Source organism: uncultured Ellagibacter sp. (assembly GCF_934643285.1).
In the GTDB taxonomy this organism is placed as follows: Bacteria; Actinomycetota; Coriobacteriia; order Coriobacteriales; family Eggerthellaceae; genus Ellagibacter.
In genome coordinates, this window is record NZ_CAKUBT010000002.1 from 1 (window position 1) to 21,492 (window position 21,492).

At 61.3% G+C, this 21,492-nt stretch carries 14 protein-coding genes; 4 read left to right on the top strand and 10 right to left on the bottom strand.

Annotated features, from left to right (window positions below):
• Window positions 1–211 (top strand): hypothetical protein (locus Q0I65_RS01520; protein WP_296059027.1); only part of this gene is annotated, 211 nt, incomplete at its 5' end.
• A gap of 16 nt (window positions 212–227) precedes the next feature.
• Window positions 228–1,781 (top strand): S-layer homology domain-containing protein, encoded by a 1,554-nt coding sequence (locus Q0I65_RS01525; protein ID WP_296059029.1) that lies wholly within the window; start codon window positions 228–230, stop codon window positions 1,779–1,781.
• Between the two features lie 179 nt (window positions 1,782–1,960).
• On the opposite strand, the gene Q0I65_RS01530 is transcribed toward Q0I65_RS01525, so the two are convergent.
• The 3 genes from Q0I65_RS01530 to Q0I65_RS01540 form a co-directional block, all read right to left on the bottom strand.
• On the bottom strand, window positions 1,961–3,301 hold the full coding sequence (locus Q0I65_RS01530; RefSeq protein ID WP_296059031.1) for a coproporphyrinogen III oxidase family protein: 1,341 nt from the start codon (window positions 3,299–3,301) through the stop codon (window positions 1,961–1,963).
• Between the two features lie 159 nt (window positions 3,302–3,460).
• The gene (locus Q0I65_RS01535; protein ID WP_296059033.1) at window positions 3,461–3,970 is read right to left on the bottom strand and encodes a hypothetical protein; all 510 of its coding nucleotides are present in this window, start codon (window positions 3,968–3,970) and stop codon (window positions 3,461–3,463) included.
• Window positions 3,970–9,123, bottom strand: coding sequence for an InlB B-repeat-containing protein (locus tag Q0I65_RS01540; protein ID WP_296059541.1), 5,154 nt, complete (start codon window positions 9,121–9,123; stop codon window positions 3,970–3,972). The genes Q0I65_RS01535 and Q0I65_RS01540 overlap by 1 nt, the downstream gene beginning before the upstream one ends.
• Window positions 9,124–9,970: 847 nt before the next feature.
• Here Q0I65_RS01540 and Q0I65_RS01545 point away from each other — a divergent pair.
• A complete protein-coding gene (locus tag Q0I65_RS01545) occupies window positions 9,971–10,408 on the top strand; it encodes a hypothetical protein (protein WP_296059036.1) in 438 nt (145 codons plus the stop codon).
• Between the two features lie 2 nt (window positions 10,409–10,410).
• Here the strand turns inward: Q0I65_RS01545 and Q0I65_RS01550 are convergent, their stop codons facing one another.
• The 7 genes from Q0I65_RS01550 to Q0I65_RS01580 form a co-directional block, all read right to left on the bottom strand.
• The gene (locus Q0I65_RS01550) at window positions 10,411–11,328 is read right to left on the bottom strand and encodes a thiamine pyrophosphate-dependent enzyme (RefSeq protein WP_296059038.1); all 918 of its coding nucleotides are present in this window, start codon (window positions 11,326–11,328) and stop codon (window positions 10,411–10,413) included.
• Window positions 11,328–12,608 carry a pyruvate ferredoxin oxidoreductase gene (gene porA, locus Q0I65_RS01555; protein ID WP_296059040.1) on the bottom strand — a complete coding sequence of 427 codons (1,281 nt, stop codon included), beginning with the start codon at window positions 12,606–12,608 and terminating at the stop codon, window positions 11,328–11,330. The genes Q0I65_RS01550 and porA overlap by 1 nt, the downstream gene beginning before the upstream one ends.
• The gene (locus tag Q0I65_RS01560) at window positions 12,605–13,576 is read right to left on the bottom strand and encodes a 2-oxoacid:acceptor oxidoreductase family protein (protein ID WP_296059042.1); all 972 of its coding nucleotides are present in this window, start codon (window positions 13,574–13,576) and stop codon (window positions 12,605–12,607) included. Before Q0I65_RS01560 ends, porA begins: the two co-directional genes overlap by 4 nt.
• Before the next feature lie 273 nt (window positions 13,577–13,849).
• Window positions 13,850–14,764, bottom strand: a complete 915-nt coding sequence (locus Q0I65_RS01565; RefSeq protein ID WP_296059044.1) for a formate dehydrogenase accessory protein FdhE — start codon at window positions 14,762–14,764, stop codon at window positions 13,850–13,852.
• A 175-nt stretch (window positions 14,765–14,939) separates the two neighbouring features.
• Window positions 14,940–15,713, bottom strand: a complete 774-nt coding sequence (locus Q0I65_RS01570; protein WP_296059046.1) for a cytochrome b/b6 domain-containing protein — start codon at window positions 15,711–15,713, stop codon at window positions 14,940–14,942.
• Window positions 15,706–16,650: a 4Fe-4S dicluster domain-containing protein gene (locus Q0I65_RS01575; RefSeq protein ID WP_296059048.1), complete on the bottom strand. Its 945-nt coding sequence runs from the start codon at window positions 16,648–16,650 to the stop codon at window positions 15,706–15,708. Before Q0I65_RS01575 ends, Q0I65_RS01570 begins: the two co-directional genes overlap by 8 nt.
• 14 nt (window positions 16,651–16,664) lie before the next feature.
• Window positions 16,665–19,859 carry a molybdopterin-dependent oxidoreductase gene (locus Q0I65_RS01580; RefSeq protein ID WP_366513197.1) on the bottom strand — a complete coding sequence of 1,065 codons (3,195 nt, stop codon included), beginning with the start codon at window positions 19,857–19,859 and terminating at the stop codon, window positions 16,665–16,667.
• Between the two features lie 551 nt (window positions 19,860–20,410).
• Between Q0I65_RS01580 and selD the strand changes: the two genes are divergently transcribed.
• Window positions 20,411–21,490, top strand: coding sequence for a selenide, water dikinase SelD (selD, locus tag Q0I65_RS01590; protein WP_296059054.1), 1,080 nt, complete (start codon window positions 20,411–20,413; stop codon window positions 21,488–21,490).
• Window positions 21,491–21,492 lie beyond the last annotated feature (2 nt).

Genomic DNA, 21,492 nt, shown 5'->3' on the forward strand with positions numbered 1-21,492 from the left:
CGCTTCCGCACTCGCAACCTTGCCCATGAGAACCTCTTTTCGCCATATATTGCAATACGCAGTATATGGCGATTCGCAATATATGGCAACATCGCTTGCATTTTTGCCCATGATTTCGAAAAATGACGGCGATAAGCGCACGTACGGAGAAAGCCTACGCTACAATCAGGGGAAACACGGTCACGCCACGTTACCCACAAACGCAGCCTAAACGAAACGAGGACCCCATGACCGACCTACGGATGAAAATCATCTCCATCGCGTGCGCGCTCGCACTTGTTGCCGGGTGCATGCCCGCTGTGGCGTTTGCGCAGGAAGAAAGCGCGACCGCCCCGTCCCCTGCGCCCACCCGCATCCCCATCGACAGGCAGGCATTTGCCCAGGCAGAAGATGAGGGCGTCACCCTGCAAAGCGTCAACCTCAACGCGACCGTCGCACCGCACGACGCGTTCTCCGACGAATTCCTCTACTTCACGAAATACGAGAGCGGCAACAGGCTCACAAGCGGCGAGGGCTACGACATGCTCCTCTCCGCGGGCGACAATTACCACGCCATGGGCTGCTACCAGTTCGACAACCGCTACGGCCTGCAGGATTTCCTCGTCGCCTGTTACAACTACAGCCCGACACGCTACTCCATGTTTGCGTGGTTGAAGGACGCAAGCGTGGACATCTCGAACGTGAAACTCTACGACTCGAACAAGAAGGCCTTAACCGACACGGGCAAGAGGCTGAACGATTCGTGGTCCGCTGCCTACCAAGCGAATCCCGAGGAATTCTCGCGCCTGCAGGACGGCTGGTTCTATCAGGAATACGTCGAATACGCGCTGCGCCTGTGCAACAACAACGCGCACAACTTCAATATGGACAACCGAAGCGATTGCGTGAAAGGCCTGGTCAGCGGCATTTGCAACCTGTTTGGATCGGGCGGCATGCAGTTCTTCGTCGGCGGCACGCTCTACGGGAAACACTACGACGGTGCGGGTCTCTCCGGCACGATGAGCGACCGAGAGTTCGTCACCACGCTGTGCAACTACATCGTCGACCACGTGGCGGAATTTCCCTACGTAAACAGCCAGTACGTGTCCAGCTACCAGAATCGCTACCGAAACGAGCTCGCCGACTGTCTCGCCTACCTCGACAGCAAGCCTGAGCCCAGCAACCCGACGCCGACGCCCGGCGGCTCCACCACCCCGACACCCGAGCCCAACAAGTCGTTCAGCGATCTGGAAGACGGCGCCTGGTACCTGCAGGCCGTCGAGTACGTGTCGAGCCGCGGCATCATGAAAGGCTACGATAACGGCACGTTCGGGCCCAACGACACGCTTTCGCGCGGGCAGCTCATCACTATGCTGTGGCGCCTTCAGGGTTCCCCGCAGGCGGACATGTCTACGACAGCGTTCGCCGACGTCGACTACGACAGCTATTACGGGGACGCCATCCGATGGGCGCGCGCGACCGAGATTGTGAAGGGCTATGGCGACAGCAACGACTTTCGCCCCGACGCATCCATCACGCGCGAGGAAATCGCCGTCATGTTGGCGAACTTTGCCAAGCGGATGGACGGGAAGAATCCCACGAGCGACGGCGTGAAGCTTGGGCAGTTCCCCGACGCCAACGCGGTCGATTCGTGGGCAAAAACGGCCCTGAGCTGGACTGTCGACAAGGGAATCATCTCAGGCAAGATCGACGCGAACAACAAGGCATGGCTTAACCCGATCGACAACGCGACGCGCGCGGAGGCGGCGACCATCCTCATGCGCTACCTGCAAAACCGCTAGAAGGCGATAGCGGGCTCACCTGCTACGTGCTGGACCTGGGACAACGCAAGCGCCGCAAGGCCGAGCCCCTCATCGGCAGCAGGGAGCGAATCCAACCCGGATACAAAAAGCGGGCGACCATCCCAATCGCCCGCTTCGCTTCCAGCTATAAGGTTGTTCCGCTAGGAAGGAAAGCCCCCCTAGCACGCCATCTGGATTTCGGGTTCGCCGTCCCCGAAGAGCAGCTCGCGCTCGGGACCGGAAAGCGCCGCACGCGCCTGGTCGCGCAGGTTGTTCATGCCCGAAAGGAACTGGCGATACATGACAAGGGTCAGGTAGCGACCCTTCGTCGTCAGCGTGAGCTCGTCGTCGTTGTCGATTGCGAACGACCTGTTCGCGCGCATGAACGCCAGCTCGATCGGCAGCGCCAGCTCAAGCGGCTCGCCGAATTCGCGCTCGAACGCGCGCTTGTCGAGATGCAGCTGGTAGAGATGCAGAAGGAAGTAGTAACGCTCCAAATCGCGCTTCGCCATGACCGACTTGCCCATGATGGACATGTGCCCCGCCTGGATGGCGTCGTTGTATTCCTGCAGGCTGAACGAGTTCACGTACAGGCAGCCGTTCAAGTGCGTGATCGAGCCCGAACCAATCGCCGGGTACTCGTTGTAGGATACCTGCAGCTCCTCGAACGGCAGCTCGACGTCCTTTTTCCCCTGGTCATTCAGGCGCGTGAATGTCCAGATGGTATCGCGCTCGAAGAACGGGTGGTCTCCGCCGGCAAGCACGCCGTCGAGAATCTGATAGTAGCGGTACTCGCGGTTGTAATCCATGCGCCCGAGCGTCTCGACCATCTTGCGCGTGGTTGCGGACGAGATGTAGAGCGGCGAGAACGTGGTCTGGCGCGCGCCGCATTCGACGATCTTCTCCAAGTCGCTGAAGAGAATGTCCTCGGTTTGCGAGGGGAAGTTGAAGATCATGTCCACGTTGAGCGAGTCGAAATACGGAACCGCCTCGCCGATGCGCTCGAAGATTTCCTCGCCCGAACCGTACTTGTGGTAGCGGTCCATCTGCTTGAGCAGGTCGTTGTTGAAACTCTGCACGCCGACGGACAGACGCTGGACGCGACCCTTCAGCTCGTTGAGCCACGGCTGCACGAGATGGTTGGGGTTGGTCTCCGACGACACTTCCTTGATGCTGAAGTTGTCGCGCGCAAGGTCGATCGTCTTGCACAGCTCGTCGAGCATGATGGTCGGCGTGCCGCCGCCGATGTAGAGGCTCTCGAAGTCGTAGCCCAAGTCCTTGAGCATCATCATTTCCTTGCGCATGTTCTCAAAATACGGACGCGCAACGGACTCGCGGAACGGATAGCGATTGAAGCTGCAATATGGGCAAAGCACCTGGCAAAACGGCACGTGCATGTAGAGCATGTACTTCTCGCCGGGCTTCGGGCCGGGGAAGAACTTCTCGTCGGTCGGATGCAGGTCAAGGTGCTGCTTGGCGATGCCTTTGACCAGGTTAGTGAGCACTCGTTCGGATAACATGGGTCCCCTTCGTGACTTTCTCGAAATCAACGCCACATGGTAGCGCTTTTGCACCCCCAAACGAGCAGGAACTATTCGCTTTCTACGGGAACTGCAAGAAGGGGGCCACGCTGCAAGCGGCAAGGCAAGCGAGAAGGCGAGCAGGCAAGGCGGCGCCTCTTATGAGAGGGCGGCCGCCAGCTCACTGCGCGAGGAGAACGGCATCTCTCTGTTGCCCGCCACGCGGGCGATCGCGACAACGGTCCCCTTCCAGGTCGGCTCGCCGCCTTCCCCACCAGCCGCCTTGTACTCGTCAGTCTGCACGACGTAGCGGCAGTCGAACTCTTCCGACTTCGGCATCTCCTTCAGATTGAAGCCGTATTCCATATCCTTCAGGATGCCCTCCATGACGCTCGGCGCCGCCGCCGCGGACCCGAGCGACACGAGGCCGCGCTCCTTGTTGAAGACCGCCGTCGGCGACACGTAGATGGTGCGCAACCGCTTCTCGCGCTGGCGCTCGAGGCGATTGACTCCCACGATAACCGCGACGATAACCACCAGCCAGATGATGGAAATCACCAGGTCAAGCGGGCTGTCAACCCGATTAAAGCCCAGGAAAAACCACAACCACAGAAGGAATACGTCTATCAGCACGGCAATGGCGAGGCCGATCCAGTTGCTCTTCTTCATTACTTGCCACTTCCTTCCTTGGCGCCCGACAAAACCGCGTCCATCTCCTTGTCGAGAGCGGCGGTCATGCGGCGGCGGCGCAGCAAGACGACCGCACCGTAAACCAGCGTTGCAATGGTGCCGAGAAGCATGAGCCAATGCACCCAGCAGCTCGTCGGCTGCTCAGCGGCCGGCGCGTTCTCGAAGCTCTGCTTTCCTTCCGACTGAGCGTCGTTTCCGGAAGTTGCCTTGTCGGCGCTCTTCGGCGTAGTGGTCGCCTTCGAATCGGTTGCCGTGGAGTCGGAACCCATATCGCTCGGCGTCGTCGAGCCCGACGGCGTCACATCGGAAGAATTCGTCGGGCCATTCGGCGTCGACGGATTCTTGCCGGGGCCGGGCGTCGGCTCATCCGTGCCAGGGCCAGGTGCCGGCGGCGTGTACGCGATAACTGTAAGCGTGCCGTTCACCTGGGTAATCTCGTAGTTGTCGAGGCTCGTGTTCGCGCCAGCTTTTACGGTGAAGGTGTTGTCGGAGGCGCCAACCGCCGTCTGCTCGCCCGTAAAGTCGTAGCCGAAGCTCTCGCCTTCGACGAGCGACCCAGCCGTCACCATTGCCTCGTGCTTGGTGAGCGCGGCACCGTCATACACCTTGGAATCCGTCGCGGAAGTTACCGTCACGGGACGCTTGGTCACGATGAGCGGGGCCTTCCCGCACGTCACATTGGCGAACTGGGCGGTGACGTCCTCGCCGGCGGCATTCTTGATCACAATGGTGGAAGCGTCGATCTCGGCCAAAAGCTCGCCGGCGTCCGTGATGGTGCCCTTGGTCGCGGCCTCGAGCGTGAAGCCCGCAGGCAGACCGTCGACATCGATACCAGCGCTGGTCAGCGGCTTGCCGTCGTAGACCTTGCTGCCGTCGCGCGGCGTGACGGTGATTGCCACCTGGCTCGGAGTGACCTCGAGGGTACCGATGGCGCCCTCCACGACGTTGTAGTTCGATTCCTTAGCAGTGCCGTCCCACGCGATGGCGTAGGAATTGGCGCTCGCGCCCACAAGCGTCTGGCTGCCGGTGGCGGCGAAGCTGGCGGTCTCGCCGTTCACGAAGCCCGAAATCTCCCCCGGGGCCGTGAGCGCCGTGCCATCGTAGGGCTTCGACGCGCCGTGCGTAGTGACAGTGAGGGTCGCGGGGGTAATCACAAGCTGCCCGTCCTCCACCTCGAAGCTGACGTTCGAGAAGTTCTTGCCGGCGTAGCCGAAGTCGCCCGCTTTAAGGCCCATGGGGTAGCTGCCCGCGTCGGTGCCCGCAGCCTTCGCCGTGCCCGCGAACGAGATGTCGCCCGCGTCGAAGCCGGCGGGGGCGTCGGCGCTCGCGGCGCCGCCGACCACGTAGGAGACGGTGTAGCCCTCGACGCCGTGCTCCGTGCCGTCGTAGGTGGAGGAGCCGCGGTTCCCGACGACCTTGACGACGACCTGCTGGGAGTTCGCGGTCACCTTGAGCTTGCCGCACTTCGCGGTCACCAGGTAGTCATCCCCGCTCGTCCCCTCGTTGAACGAGAAGAAGAAGGTGTTGTCGCTCTCGCCGGCGTCGGTCTGCGAGCCCGTGACGGTGATGGTCACGCCCTCGCCGTCGACGAAGCCGGCCCCTTCGCCCTTGGGCGTGACGCTGACGGCACCGTTAGTGAGCGGCGTGCCGTCGTAAGTCTTGTCCGCGCCCCCGGACTCCAGCGTGACGAGGCGCTTCGTGATGGCGACGTTCTCAGAGCCCGTCGCGTACTCGCCGGCCGCGTAGTTGGCCCCCGTCGCGCGGAGCGCAACGGCCAGATGGCCGAAATGCGTCAACGAGACCTTCGAGGGGTCGCTCACCCAGTTCACGCCGTCGACGCTGTATTCGACCGAGAGCTCGTTGCCGTGCTTGTCCCAGGCGCGCGCATGGTAGGCGGAAAGGGGCTCGCCCTCGTAGACCTTCTGCACGTTGTGGACGTCCCACGTGACGGCGTCCTTATCGATCGCGCCGGGGACGATGTGCAGCTGCCCGTCTTCAATCGCAAAGACCACGTTCGAGAAGTTGGCGCTCCTGTTCTCGAAGTCGCTGGGGAGCAGGCCCATGTCGTAGTCGCCGGCGTCGGTAGCGGTGACGCTTCTATGCGCGGCGTCGCCCACAAAGGCGAAGTCGCCCTTCTCGTAGAGAGAGGAGGAGATCCCTACGACCTTGTAGCCCTCGGCAGTCTTAGCCTCGCCGTCGTAGGGGAACGTCGCGCTGTTCTCCCTGATGGTGACGACGACCCTCTCGGCGTTGGCGGTCACCTTGAGCTTACCCTTGCTCAAAGTGATCCGGTAGTTGGTGAGCTTGGTGGAACCAGCCGCCGCAAACCCCGCGATGGTGCTCTCGCTCTCTCCGAAGTTGAGCTGCGACCCGCCGTAGGTCACGCCCTCGACGCCGTCGTCCCCGACGAAGCCGGAGGCCTCGAACTCGCTCGCCACAAGCGACGTGCCGTCGTAGGGCTTGCTCGCGTCCTTGGGCTTGATGGTCACCTCAGCTGGGTCGATGACGAGCGAGCCGTCCTTGATCTCTACGTCGAACTCGCCCGTCACGTCGTTGCCCGCCGCATCGGTCACCTTGGCGGTGCCGGTGATGTTGTTGGTGTAGGTGCCCGCATCGGTCGCGGAAGGATCCTCGGTGGAGAGGCCGGAGACCGTGTATGTCTTTCCGCCGACCACGAACTCCGTAGTCTTGAGGCCCACGGCGGAATGGATCTCGCCGTCGTAGGTCACCGACGTCGAGTTAGCCTCGACCGTGATGGTCTCGGTCGCTCCGCGCGAGGTCACGTTGAGCGTGCCCTTCTCAGTACGGATCTCGTAGTTGCCGGCCTTGGTGTTCTCCTGGTAGTCCCACCCGACGATGGAGCTCTCGCTCGTCCCCGGCGCGGTCTGCGAGCCGGAGAACACGGGGTTGGAGATGCCCTGGCCTGCGAGGAACTGGTCGGGCGAGCTCTCGGCGACCTCCCACTCGCTCGCCTCGAGCGCCTCGCCGTTGTAGACCCGGGAGGCGTCCTTGGGCTTGATGATCAGAGCGCGCTTCGAGATGTCGAGGTGGCCGTCCTCCACCTCGAAGCTGACGTTCGAGAAGTTCTTGCCGGCGTAGCCGAAGTCGCCCGCCTTAAGGCCCATGGGGTAGCCGCCCGCGTCGGTGCCCGCAGCCTTCGCCGCGCCCGCGAACGAGATGTCGCCCGCGTCGAAGCCGGCGGGGGCGTCGGCGCTCGCGGCGCCGCCGACCACGTAGGAGACGGCATAGCCCTCGACGCTATGCTCCGTGCCGTCATACTTCTCGCCGCCTGTGTTTCCCTTGATTTTGACGATTACCTGCTGGGAGTTCGGGCTGATCACGAGCTTGCCGTCATTCGTCTTCGCAACGATGAACTTGCCGTCAGCGCTCACCGTGCCGACCGCTCCCGCAGCGAAGGTATACGGATAGTCGCCCGCATCGGTTCCCTTGCCGCCCAGGAGCGTAATGCCCGCAAACGCGGCGTCCGCAACATCGCAGGTGTAACCCTTGACGCGCTGCGACTCGCCCGTGTATTCCCTCGTCGCGGAATTCGCCGTGAGGGTCACATTCTGGTAATAGTAGACGTTGATGACGGTGCTGCCGTCGAGTTCGACAGTTGCAGTTGCTGTCTGACCAGGCACTACGGTATATCCGTCGATAGCCTTCGCAAGGTTGGAGGCCGCAACCTCGCTTCCCCACGGGGCGCTCAGCGTCTCGGAGTCGGCAACCTTCTGCTCGGTGCCGTTGAGGAAATAGTTCACCTGATAGTTGGCAGCGTCCTTCTCGTAGTAGAAGACGATTTCGGGCGTCTCGCCTTCGACGAGCGTCGCTTCCCTAGACGCCTGCGTCGGATCGACCAGGTGATAGCCTTCGATGTCGCTCTTCGCGTTTGCCATCACGACATCGCCGGCGTGCCCGTAGAGCATGTCAGCAGGGGAAAGCTCCTTGTCAGTGCCCTTCTCCAGGTATTTCACCTTGCAGGCGGGCAATTCGTTCCACGTCGCCGTAAGCGTAACGTTGTTGTCGGGCATGGTGAAGCTCGCGCCGCTTTCAAGCGTCGTCACGCCATCGAGACCCGAAACAGTCCAGCCAGCGAATTCGTGCCCCACGCGAGTAGGCTCGGCTTTCACCGTCTGCGTCGAGCCCTCTTGGGCAGCATGCACGAGAGCGTCGCTGTTGTTCCAGCTTCCACCCGCCAAATCGTAGATGACCTGGCGCCCCGAAAGATACTTGGCGTAGAAGTTGACGTTCCCGTCTATCGTGTAGGGAAGCTCCACCTGCTGAGTTAAGGCCTGGTCGGTATACCACCCATTGAAGGTATATTCGATGCCGCCAACCTTCTTGGAAGGCGGAAGGCTCACGTCAGGAAAGTCGGCGATGTCGGTGGTATCGCCCTCGCGATACGTCAGCTTCGAGGCGACAAGCTGGAATCCCTCGCCCGGCGTCGTCGGGTCGTCAACGTAATAGCGAGCGTTGAAGAGGTTGCGGCATGTGATGGACACGGAGCAGTCGACATGGTAGCCATCGTTGTTGTTCGTCAGCTTATACGGCTTGATGCTGATGGATTCCACGTCATCATCGGTCACCGTGACGCCCGGCAGCATCCCCTCGATTACCGATTTGTACGCCTTGAAGATCTTGTTCCAATCGCTGCTTCCGCGAGCAACCTGGTATTCGTCCCCCGTTGATTCGTCGGGCCAGGTGATCACACGATCGGAAACGCGATCGAAAATGGCTGTATCACCGTTATCTTTTGGGAAATTGCTGCTGTTGAGCCCGGTGAGGTTCACGCTGCCGCTACCGAGGCTGGTCCACTGAGTTGTACTGGTGGAATCGAGCGATCCGTTGGGGTTGTTCAGGTAATAGAAGAGGGCGCTATGGGTTGCAGCCGTGGGAGAAGTGACCGTCACGTCGTGTGTCGCCGCAAGCGTGGTGTTGCCGTCCGGGCTCGTATAGCTCAGCGTGACTGTTGCGGCGCCTTGGCGGACGCCCGTCACCATTCCGCTTTGGTCGACCGTGAGGATGTTGTCATTGTTCGAGGACCAGACGTAAGCCCCCTCAGCATTTGCGGGGCTCGTCGTTCCCGTCAGTTGTGCGGTTGAGAACTGGGCAACAGTGTCGGAGCCGGTGATGGAAAGAGACTGCGCAACCGTGGCGTCCGAGGCGGCGAAAGGATCAGCAGCCCCCTTGCTGGTTGTGCTACTAGTGGTTGAGGGGGGGTGTTGGGATTGCCGCTATCGCCCGCAGCGTCGGATTCCACGCCCGCAAGGGCAGGGGAAGAGCTCCCGGCAGATTCATCGTTTGCACGAGAGGCGGTGTCGGCCCCTTCGCCGGTCGATGCCGCGCGACCTGCGGAGTCGCCAACCAGCTGATAGCTCCCTCCAGCGTTGGCCGCGCCATCTTCCGCATACACCTCGGCAGGATTCACGGCAGGCCAGCCGAAACCCAACAAGACGGCAGACAGCACGACAGAGACAACCTTGTTGCCCCATGATGTGCAATTGGCCGAGCTTTCAGCCTCTCTCATGTGCTTTATCGTGTTATTCATGTTCCTCACCCCGTCAGCCTTCGCTTCTAATGAAGCTTACGGCCTAACTATCTCCGCAATTTCAGCTGGTCATATTTGCCTCTCGTCATAGGCAAGTCCCTTGAAATAGAGGGACATTTCCAACTACGGATTTACGAATTCAATATACTAGCACTTTTTGGGTATTTGCAGGATGACAATATCGTAAATAGTTACCTCAATATATTGTTCGCTATTTATCACCACCTGCTGTTTCATTGATTCGCGCCTAGCTATTTGATAAGACAACGAGGTGATTCACCATACCCATTGCTTCAATTCGACGTAATAGAATATGGGTGGGGGTGGCAAATCGGTTTCAAAAGCATCTTTGCTGCAAGGCTCGCTCGACGCCCTCGTGCCGAATATGGGACAATGGCAACCAATGAAGGCCGCTCGGAACGGAGGCGACGATGGCAAAACACATGACGAGAAGGGCATTTGTGACGACAGCGTGCACAGCCGTGGCCGCAACGGCACTCGGCTGCAGTGCCTCGAACGACGCCAAAGCCACGTGGACCTGGACGCAAGACGATGACCTGCCCGTATTGTGCATGCAGGTTTCAGGCGGCGCCATCGTTGCCATGCCAGGTGCAGGATGGAAGCCGCAAGACGGCTGGATCCAGGTGCAACTTTCGGGAGGGTCGATTCCCGGGAAAGAAATCGAGTCGATTACCCAAGAAGGATCGACCCTCGTTGTAAAGCTGAAAAAGCCGACGAGCGATATCGAGACCATGGACCTGCGCCTCACCGAGTATCGAGTCGAAGGCGGCGACGTCTCGAGCGTCGAGTCGGTCGACATCATCGACAAGGGCGAGCGCCACGAAGCCCAGCTCGGGGTTGACGATTAGCGTTAAGCCCAATCGCGCTCGATCATTTCCCACTTCGCATCGCGCGAGCGCTCGACCAGGGAAATCTCCTCGTCGCTAAGAGCACGGAAGCGGCCTTGGCTCTTCAGATAATCGCGCACGCTCGCGAACTCGCGGGGCTTGCGGTTGAGCGTGAACTTCCCGCCAGGGACGCCGCTCTCCTGCTCGCCCTCATATTCTGCGAGATACCACAGCCCGCAATCGACCACATCGCGGGCGAGGTCGACCATCTTCGACTCGGGGGCACCCCACCCCGTCGGGCACGGCGCGATCACGTGGATGAACCGCGTACCGTGGATACCCTTCGCGCGCTCGAGCTTTTTCAGGAAGTCGTTCATATACCCGACGCTCGCCGTTGCGGCATAGGGAAGCCCGTGAGCTGCGATGATCTCGAACACGTTCTTCTTCTGCGTGAGGCATCCGTGGGCGTTCTTCCCTGCGGGGGTCGTTGTGGTCTTAGCGCCGAAGGGGGTGAGCGAGCTTTTCTGGATGCCCGTGTTCATGTACGCCTCGTTGTCGTAGCAGATATAGAGGACGTCGTCGTTGCGGTCGATCGCGCCCGAAAGCGCCTGGATGCCGATGTCTGCCGTGCCGCCGTCGCCCGCAAAGCCGACGACCGTGCAATCGTCGGGCTTCTTCCCCTGTGCCCGCAAACCGGCCTCAATGCCCGTGAGCACAGCCGCCGTGGCCGCAAAAGGCGTGATCATCGCATTGTTCGCAAAGCACAGCTGGGGAAAGTTGAAGCCGACAGCGCTCATGCATCCCGCGGGCAGTGCCGCCACCGCGTTCGGGCCGAGGACCTTCAGCGCTGCGCGGACCGCAAGCGAGCCGCCGCAGCCAGCGCATGCCTTATGCCCGAAAAACAGCTCGTCAGCAGGCATGTTCTTCGCATTCATCGCCATTATCGCGCACCTTCTTCGCAATCGTCGCAGCATACAGGCTGGCTTGCAACGGGAAAGTCTATCCCAAGGAAGCTCACGCGGCCGAGTCCAACTCCCTGGCCGGTAGAAGCATCGTCGCAGCTCCGCCCGGCGGCAGCATCATCGCGCCCTCGCTCGCCCGCACTATCGAGCAGCGCGTCGAACATGGCGTCCATCTGGGCACTCGTGATGTCGTCACCGCCGAGGCCGCCGATGAAGTTGAACGTCGGCATCGTGCACCCCGCTTGCTGGAGCGCAGAATTCACGTTGGTGAACACTGTGCCCTCGGCCCCGAAGGAGATATCCTTCTCCAGCACGCCGACCGCCGCTGCGCCCGCAAGCGCCTCGGCGATAAGCTTCGCCGGGAAGGGGCGCATGTAGCGGATGCGCAGAAGGCCCACGCGCTTGCCCTGCTTGCGCAGCCTTGCGACCGACTCGCGCGCAAGCCCCGCGATCGAGCCCAGCGTCACGAGCACGACTTCAGCATCATCGCAGCTCACCGCTTCGATGGGGCCCGTATACGCACGGCCGAAGCATTCCGCAAAGCGCGCTTCCACGCGATCGATCGTCTCGAACGCGCCGAGCATGTCTCTGTGCTCATAGTACTTGAAATAACGGTTGTAGTCGGGGCCGGCAGAATACCCGATGTTCTTCGGATGCTCGAAGTCGAAGCAGTTCGTCGCCTGATACGGCGGCAAGAACGCATCGGCGTCTTCCTCGGCGGGCACATCGACCGTCTCGTAGGTATGCGTGAGCGCGAACCCGTCGAGGTTCACCATGAACGGAGTGAGCACCGCGGGGTCTTCAGCCACCGCATATGCCATAAGCGCCAGGTCAAGCGCCTCCTGGTTGTTTTCCGCATACGCCTGGATCCACCCATGGTCGAGCAGCGCCAGCGAATCGCGCTGATCGCCGTAGATGTTCCACGGGAGCGCCGTTGCGCGGTTCGCGTTCATCATCACGATGGGAAAACGACCACCCGCCGCATAGGTGAGCACCTCGGCCATGTAGAGAAGGCCCTGGCTCGAGGTCGCCGTGAACGTGCGCGCGCCCGTGGCCGATGCGCCCATCGCGCAGGAAAGAGCAGAGTGCTCGGATTCCACGTGTACGTATTCGGCGTTGAGCGAGCCTTCTTCCACCATCTCGGAAAGTCGTTCGACCACGACGGTCTGCGGCGTGATGGGGTAAGCGGAAATCACCTGCGGTTTCGCGAGTCGGACGCCTTCGGCGAAGGCCTCGTCGCCTGAAAGGAAACGCTTCATCGCTCATCACCCTCGCTTTCGGGAACCATGGCAAGCGCGCCGAAGCGGCACACCTCGACGCACACGCCGCACCCCTTGCAGAAATCGTAATCGATGGCCACGGCTGCCGCGCCCGCCGCATCGGTCGCCTGCCGCACAGGACGGAAGATGCAGCCATCGGGGCAGTACAGGTAACACTGCAGACAGCCCGTGCATTTCCCGGCATCGAGCACCGGACGCATATTGCGCCAGCCTGAGTTCTTCGCCACGAGGTAACCGCCGTCGTAGCAGGTAGTATGGGCGAAGTCGGCGGGATCGAGCGCAGCGGTTTGCAGCGTGGGAATGAGCGCCTCGCCGCGGGAAGCGGGCGCAAGAGCAGACTCCCCCTCGGCCGTTTCACGTGAAACAGAGTCGCTGACCTGGGATTCGGGGGACTCGTCGGTATTTACGACCACTCTCGCTGCGCAGGTTTTCCCCGCCGCCTCAAGCGCCGCATCGACTACGCGCTTGTTCTTCTCGTGCAGCTTCGCGGGCATATAGCCCTCGATGGCTCGCTTCACGTCGTCGGCGCTCACGTAGTCGCACACCGAGCACAGCGCACCGAGAAGCGCCGTGTTGGGAATCGGCCGACCAAGAATCTCTTGCGAGATGCCGTTCGCATCGATGGCAACAATGCGTGGATCGCCGAACGAGCGCACCGAGTTCACGATGACTTTCCCATCAGGAAGCAGCTCGTCCTCCCAACCTTCGCCAAGCAGCGTATCGTCGAGGTAAATTACGTAGTTCGCCCTGCTCACAGCACTACGATCGCCAATCGGCTCGCGCGACATCTTGGTGAACGCGCGCATGGGGGCGCCTCGGCGCTCGGGACCGAACGAGGGGAACGCCAGCGCATAGGAGCCATCGACGAACGAGGACGCCGCACCCAAAAGCCGTGCCGCCGTGAAGGCCCCCTGCCCGCCGCGACCGTGCCAAAGCACTTCGATCATGTAAAACTCGCCTTCTTGTTAGTTTGTGAGATGAGCATCAGTATAGGCGAACCAGGCCGCACCTGCGTGGTTTCGACGATTCAATACGAGCAAGGCAGAATCGAGAGGGGTTTTGGTGACTTCATTTTGACGCCACGGCATCTCTGGGCGGACCGTCGTCAGGGAAATAACGAGGGCGCCGACAACGTCGACGCCCTTGAACGAGACCCCGCATCAGCGAGAAGAAAGCTCACACCACCCGCGGTTCGCTCTACTATTCGCCTGCTTGCCTGCCTATTCTCCCGTGCGCTTGGCCGACCCGCCCGCAAAAGAGGGGTCCATCGCCACGGCGTCGAGGCGGGCCATCACGACGTCTTCGATCTCAGGAGAATATGGCGCGTTGTCGCCTTCGCCTGCAAAGCGCGTGCGGATGTAGCTGCCGCACTCGTCGCACGTGCCGATGCGATGGCCCTCATCGCCCTCGATGTTGAAGTAGTGCAGGTTTCCCTGGTTGCGCGTACCGCAGCGTGGGCAGCGGATGCGATCGAATTCCCAGCTCGTTCCGCACTGCGCGCACCACAAGGTCTTGTTGCGGCCGTCGCCCGAGCCGCCTTCGCCCACGCGTGCGAGCGCCGCATCGCCACCGCATGCGGGGCAGTGCATCTGATGGTCGTAGAACACCTTCGCCTTCTTGCGGGCACGGGCCACCGCTTCGGCCGGGCCCTCGAGCTGCCAACGAAGCGCGAGCGACGCGAACAGCTGACCCATCTGTGCCTGAAGCTCGGTCATACCGCCGTCCACCAGCTGCTCGGCGAATGCGGCCAGATACTCCATCGGCCTCTTGCCCGCCAGGGCGACATCGCTTGCAGCAATGGCATCATCCCAATTGACGCCCGTAAGCGCAGCAGCCATCTCGTCGTCGAACCCGCCCAGCTCGGCAGCCCGGGCGATCACTGCGGACATTCCGCGAGCAAGCGCTTCGGCGTCGATTTCCACAGAGGCGTTCGAGAACACGGGAATCTCCGCCTCAGAAAGCGCGGCCACGCGCTCCGCAGGAGGCGCCTCATAGCCCGCAGCAGTCTGCCCCGCCGCGTCGGCGCCATCGAGCGCCGCCCACAGGCTCATGAAGAAATCGATGCGCGAGACTTCGACCTCATCGAGCGTTTTCCCATAATGCTCCGCCGCAAGCTTGGCAGCCTTGTTGTTCATGTTCACGCCTTTCTCGTCGATCGTATTTGCCTGCCTCGCCCCAACCCAAGCGTTTGGCGCGAGGCGGGCAAATAGCGAGCCGTTTATCTCCACAGAGAACGGGGACCCACCCGAGATTATCGGATGGGTCCACCGAATCAAGCTTTCCACCAGCCACAACGGCTAACAGAATCAGTTACTTGGCTGCAGGCTTCTCAACCACGTTCTTGCCCTCGGTGATCTCCTTGCGAGCCCAGTGACCCCAGTGGTAGATCGCGTCGGACTCGGAAACCATGCCGTTGCCGAACATGAGCTTGTGGGTGCCGCGATAGGGCTGGAAGATGCCCGCACCCAGGAAGATGTGAGCCAAGCCGAACACGGCGATCATCAGGAAGCCGAAGTCATGCAGGAACAGCAGGACGCCATGAGCCGTCGTGCCGAGGGCAAGACCCAGCTCGCCGATGAGCAGGATAACGCCGGTAACAGCCATGAGCAGGCCGAACAGCCAAAGCATGCCGTCGGCGAAGCGCTGTCCGGACTTCACCTCGTCCTGATCGGGCATGTGAATCCACTTTGCCAGGAACAAGTAGGGGAAGAACAGCGCCATCCACTTCTTGTCGTCGGAGGTCCACTTCGCGAAGAGGTTCTTAAAGATGTGGCCAACACCCTTCGGCGAGGCGATAGCGCTGAACAGCGGAACCACGACGAAGATGATCCCGCACACACGGTGCACCATGCGGAAGACGAACACGACGTCGGAGCCCACCATCTGGGCCAGAGGCGGAATGAACACGAAGCAACCGCTCAGGCACAAAAGGATGCAGGCGATAACTGCGATGCCATGCGTCAAACGAGCCTGCAGCGAGTGGCGCTTGATGTAGCGCTCGGTTCCAGCGGCTTCGCGATCTTTGAGGAACTGCTTGTCAGCGGCAAGCTGCTCAGGAGAAACGTTCACTGCTTCGTTACTCATCGCTGCCTCCCTTCCCGATGCCGAATGGATGATTCTCAAGGATGTGCTCCTTGATGGACTTCTCGTCCTGAGCGTCGCCATGCTTGACGACGTCGCCGGTGATCAGGCTGACGGTGTCCTCGGTCTCGGGGTTGTACACGAGCTTGTCGCGCTTGTAGCCCACGCCCAGAGCGAACATCGCCGCGAGGCCCACAACCGTGAGGCCGGTGACGACGCCCGTGACGGGCTTCATAACGCGGGTCATGCCCACCGTTGCCGGAGCGGACGGGTTGGCCGGAAGACCCGTGGCCTCGCGCCCGTACTTCAGCACGGAAATCACATGCAGACCGCCCATCTCGTTGGCGCCGTAGATCTCGGCGTCCTCGTAGCCGCGGCCCTTCAAGATCTCAAGGCGCTCCTGGGCAAGCTCGAGCATCTCGTCGCGCGGCCCGAAGCGAAGCGCGTTGGGCTGGCAGGTGGAGACGCAGGCCGGGTCCATGCCCTGAGCCACGCGATCCGGGCAGCCGGTGCACTTGTTAACGTAGTCGCGGATGCCCTCGGTGCGGTAGCGCGGCACGTCGAACGGGCACACGCCTTCGCAGTAATGGCAGCCGACGCACTTGGAGTCATCGACGTGGACGAATCCGGTGTCCTCGTCCTTCGTGATGGCACCAGCAGGGCACACCGTGGCGCAAGGGGCCTCGGTGCAGTGCTGGCAGGAACGACGGTTGAAGATCCAGTCGACGGGCTTCTGCCCGCGAACCGCATCGCGCTCCTGGAACGTCTGAATCAGGCGCGTGTTGCCGTTCAGGTCTGCCGGGTTCTGAAGCGAACCGGAGAACTTGTTCTCGTTGGTGCCGATCGGGGACGGCAGGTTATTCCACACCTTGCAGGCAACCTGGCAGCCCTTGCAGTTCGTGCACAGGGAGGTGTCGTAAAGAATAGCCATTTCAGTCATGTCTTACCCCCTCCTTATGCTTTCTCGATGTTGACGAGGAACGCCTTGTACTCGGGCACCATGGTGTTCGGGTCGCCGACGTTCGGGGTCAGGTCGTTTACGGTGTCGCCCGTGCCGTACAGGTGCGTCCAGCCGAAGTGGTGCGTGAGGCCCACCTGATGCTGCGTCTTGCCGTGAATCGTGAACGGCTTCAGGCGCTTGGTGACGTAGGCATCGACCACGACGGAGCCGCGCTTGTTCCACACGCGAACCTTGTCGCCGGGCTTGATGCCCTTCTCAGCGGCGAACTCTTCGGACATCTCGCAGAACTGCGACGGCATAGCCTCCACGAGCGCCGGGCAGGAGCGGCTCTGGCCGCCTGTCTGCCAATGCTCGGTGACGGAGTACGTGGTCGCAATGATCGGGTACTCGTCGGTTCCGCCATGGGCGGTGGACTCGTATTCCGTGAACTTGATCATCGGGTTGTTCTGCGAACCGTTGAGCGCGTTGTCGAACGGGCTCTCGAACGGCTCGTAGTGCTCGGGCATCGGGCCGTCTTCCATACCGTAGGATTCCAGGCGCGCGTTCTGTTCCCACAGCATGAAGAACGTGTTGTTGTTCGGCGGAACCTGCTGACCGTTCTTGGCGGACACGAAGTCGCCCTGGTCGACCAGATCCCACTTGCTGCCGTCCCACTCCATGAGCTTCTTGTCGGGGTTCCACGGCTTGCCCTTGGTGTCGCAGGAGTTGCGGTTGTACAGGATACGACGGTTGGAAGGCCAGCTGAACGCCCAGTTGGAGTTCAGGCCAAGACCCGACTTGTCGTTGTTGTCGCGGCGACCGATCGGCTGCTGGGCCGGATCGAGCGGCGCGTCGTTGTTGTTGTAGAAGCCCGAGTAGATCCACATCGCGCAGGAGGTGGAGCCGTCGGCGCCGAGCTCGGAGTAGCCCTTGAGCAGGTCGACCTTGCCCGCCTTGAAGTCGGAATTGGCCGTACGGTAGCCGTTGAGCGCCCAGGAAACCGGACGGAAGTCGATCTTGCCGTTGACGTAGTAATCCCACTTCGTGTTGAGGATCGGGTCGGGGTTCGCACCGCCTTCCTCCTTGTACAGACGGCAGATTTCCGTCCACAGGAGGTCGCACATCTCGAGGTCAGGCTTGGCCTGGTCCCACGGCTCGACTGCCTGGTAGCGCCACTGCAGCCAACGACCGGAGTTCAGGATGGTGCCCGGCTTCTCGTAGATGAGCGCGCAGGGAAGGAAGTACACCGTCGTCTGGATCTCGGACGGGTTCATGTCCGGAGCCTTCCAGAAGGCCGCCGACTCGGTTTCGACCTGGTCGGCCACGACGAGCCAATCGAGGTTCGCCATCGAGCGGCGCACGTTGCCGGCGTTCGGGGCCGAGTGGCAGGGGTTCATGCCCCAGTTGAAGTAGCCCTTGATGACGCCCTGCTTCATGAGCTCGAACGTGGAGATATGCGTGTAGTCCTGGTCGCCCTTCTCGGAGGGAACCTTCGGCCACCAGTCATAGCCGTAGTCGTTCTCGACGGTTGCAGCATCGCCGAACCACTCCTTGAGGGAGGACACGATGAACTTCGGCTTGTTGGTGTAGTAGCCGGCGGAATACGTCTGGGATTCCAGCCACTTGCGCAAGCTGGAACGATCGGTGGTGTTTGCCCACTTCAGGTAAGCGGGATGCTCGTTCACCATCATGCCCATGTCGGTTGCACCCTGAACGTTGGGCTCGCCGCGCAGAGCGTTCACACCGCCGCCGGGGATGCCGATGTTGCCGAGGAGCAGCTGCATAACGCACATGGCGCGCGTGTTCTGGGCGCCATAGGAGTGCTGCGTCTGGCCCAGTGCGTAGAGCACCATGCCGGCACGGCCGGGCTTTGCGGTGGAACCGTAGGTGGAGTACACCAGCTCGAGCGTTTCCTTGTCCATGCCGCAGATGTCGCACACGGCGTCGAGGGTGTAGCGCTCGTAGTGCTTCTTCACCTGCTGGTAGACGCACATCGGGTCCTGAAGCGTCATGTCGCGCTTGGGGAGGGTGAGCGTCGGCGTGGTGAACTCGGGAACGCCGTCCTTCTTAACCCAGGCGTAGTCGCCCGAGGCGGAGGTGTCCCAGTTCTCTTCCTTCTCGGTCTGATAATGCCAAGAATGGTTGGAGTAGGTCTTGGTCTTCTCGTCCCAACCGGAGTAAAGGCCGGTTTCGGGGTCGAAGTCGAACTCGGGGTCGAGCAGGTAAGACGCGTTGGTGTAGTTGAGCAGGTACTCGTAGTTGTAGTCGCCCATCTCACCAGTGGCGAGGTACTTCTCGAGATTCGAATCGATCAGGTTCTCGATGATCCAGTGATACATGCCGCCGTAGAAGGCGATGTCCGTGCCCGAGCGGATGGGGCAGTAGATATCCGCCTGCTCAGCAGTACGGGTATAGCGGGGATCGACGACGATCCACTTCGCTCCGCGGTCGTGGGCCTTGCCAAGCCACAGCGAGCTGACCGGGTGGTTCTCAACGGAGTTGGAACCGCAGTGGAGGATGACGTCGGTGTTTTGGAAGTCGCACCAGTGGCTCGTCATAGAGCCGCGACCAAATGATGCTGCCAGACCGGCAACGGTGGGGCTGTGTCAAACACGCGCCTGATTGTCGATGGCGATCACGCCGAGCGATCGCATCATCTTGAGGATCAGGTATTCCTCCTCGGAGTTTTCTTGGCTACCGCCCAGGCTGGCAATTGCCGGGGTGCGGTTCACGGTGAGGCCGTTCTTGTCGGTTTCCTCAAACGTGGCGTCGCGCGTGTCTTTAACCTTGCGCGCGATTTCCTTGACGGCGTCCTCCCAGGTGATGTCTTCCCACTCGGAAGCACCGGGGCGGCGCACCATAGGCTTAGTAACGCGATCGGGGTTCTTGATGACCTCGCGCGTTTCCGGATCCACAATGTTGCGGAGCTGGAACATGGCCGCGCCCTTCGGGCACAAGCCACCTTGGTTGATGGGATGGTCGGGGTCACCTTCGAGATTGATCAGCTCGCCGTCGCGCACCGAAAGAAGCGAACCGCATCCGCCTGCGCAATAGCAGCAGATGTTGGTGTACTCTTCAGTGTTCACGAGCTTCCAGTCGCTGTTCGACTCAACAGCCAAAGCAGGCGACTGCTGCGTCAACTGGAACGCCATGCTCGTCGCGAACGCTGCGCCGGTGGCTTTCATGAAGCCCCTGCGTGTCAGGTTCATAATCTCGTCTCTCCTTCCAAATTCTCGTCTTCCCTCGTCTATACCGCGTCAGGGCATACGCTGCCCTTTCGTCAATTGCTCATGGTACGAGACTTGTCGACACAAATTCAACAAATGAGACCGCAAAAGGACTATTTGGCGGGGGAACGGCCTTTCCTTTGTAAACTGATACTTGACCTGGGATAACGCATCTTTCTCTCCAACATTTTCAAAGGAAGCTCAGAAAGTATTTTTTGCAATGTGAAGGTTTTGTAAGATATTGTTGAATTGACCTGCACTATCCTATTCGAGAATAGCCCGCTTTATGGACAGGTTGAATCTGGCACGGAAATGGGTTGATTTTCCCTCTTTCATCAACCTTGAGGAATGATGCGCGCAAATTCCCCGCGACGATGCCTTCCCAATTGCGAAATGGCAGGGCTTTCGAATAGACGACGCCTCCCCCGGCGACGTCGGGTGGAAAGGAGCGGAGCGGCATCGGAGGGAAGGCAAGGACGCCGTCGTCCCGCACGGCGCTGGTATACTGAATTCGACTCGAAAGGAGATTGCCCATGAGTGAGAAGGAAAAAGTTGCGCTAACGAAGCTCACCAGCAAGGGCGGTTGAGCGGCGAAGTGGGGTCCGGGTGACCTCGAAGATGCGCTGCACTGCCTCTCGCCGGCAATCGATTTGCCCGACAAGGACAAACTTCTCCTCGGGTTCGAGACGAGCGACGACGCGGCGGTGTGGGAAATCAATAAAACGACGGCAGCCGTGCTCACGGTCGATTTCTTCACGCCCGTCGTGGACGACCCGTACGAGTTCGGGCGCGTTGCGGCGGCGAACGCGCTCTCCGACGTGTTCGCGATGGGGGCCCGCCCCCACGTGGCCTTAAACCTGCTCGCGCTCGACAGCGAGCTCGGCGCCGAGGTCGCGGGGGAGATTTTGCGCGGCGGCGCCGACGCCGCGCATGCGGCGGGGGCGTTCGTGGCGGGCGGCCACACGATCGATGATGAGGAACCGAAATACGGCCTGTGCGTGTTCGGCACCGTCGATCCGAGCAAGATCGTGCGCAACGGCGGCGCGATTGCGGGAGACGTCCTCTATCTCACCAAGCGCATCGGCACGGGCATCATGAGCGCCGCCGTGAAAAACGAGCTCATCAGCCAAGAGGAGTTCCGCCCCGCCGTCGAGTCGATGATGGAACTCAACATCGCAGGCGGCGAGGCCATGGTTGCGGCGGGCGTCCACGCGGCGACCGACGTGACGGGATTCGGACTGGCGGGACACCTTCACGAGATGCTCGAAGCGTCAAACGTGGCGGCCGAGCTGGACTTCGGCGCCATTCCCACCTTCGATCGCGTATGGGAGCTCTCGTGCGCGTACTGCCGTCCCAATCGAGCGTTTTCCATCATGGACCTCGCGGAAGAATACGTGCGGCAGGGCACGCTCGACGACGACGAGTTCGACAACCGCATGGGAGTGATCTGCGACCCGCAAACCTCGGGCGGCATTTTGGCAGCCATCCCTCCTGACCGGGCAGAGGTGTTCGAGCGGGAATTCGAGCGGCGCGCAGGGCGCGCGGCGTGGAAGATCGGCCGCATCGTCGATGGCGAGGCGGGCACGATCTCGTTCGGCGACGGAGCGCTGTAGTT